Below are 542 nucleotides of genomic sequence, written 5' to 3' on the forward strand. Positions count from 1 at the left end.
GGTTTCTGATATTGGAAAAATTGGCATCATCCAAATTACCTTTACACCCAATTCTTTTAATTGAGGAATGTCTTTTGTAAAAGCATTAAAAGTTCCTTCAGGAGAGTATTGCCTAATGTTTGCTTCATAAATAACTGCTGTTTCCATCATAGCAGATGTGACTGGTGCAATGTCATTTTTTACACTAGTTTTTTCTGTTTGACAAGAAACAAAAATGATTAATATCAATAATATTTGGGTAATTTTTTTCATTTTCAATGTAGTATTAAATTAAAATTATTTGGTAAAACTGTCGTATTTTCAAAGGTGAATTCTTGGGCAGACTTATTAAAAATAACGGTAGCTATTTCATCAAAATATTGACGTCTGATAATAAGCACTTCTTTATCTGCTCTTAAAATTGTTGTTGTCCCGTATTGTAAAGCCATCGAGTTACGTCGTGTATTTACCAAGTCTGTAATTTGCTTTTTTAAACGTTGTTCATGAACATTCAAGTCAAACTTCATCATTTTACGATTGTCTGGATCATTTCCTCCAATACT

At 30.6% G+C, this 542-nt stretch carries 2 pseudogenes; both read right to left on the bottom strand.

The features are described 5' to 3' along the window. Positions 1-252, bottom strand: a pseudogene (locus A9Q93_RS05975) (alpha-amylase); the annotation flags it as partial. A 2-nt stretch (positions 253-254) separates the two neighbouring features. Then, positions 255-542, bottom strand: a pseudogene (locus A9Q93_RS05980) (alpha-amylase); the annotation flags it as partial.

It is taken from the genome of Nonlabens dokdonensis, assembly GCF_002162835.1.
GTDB classification, from domain to species: Bacteria; Bacteroidota; Bacteroidia; order Flavobacteriales; family Flavobacteriaceae; genus Nonlabens; species Nonlabens dokdonensis_B.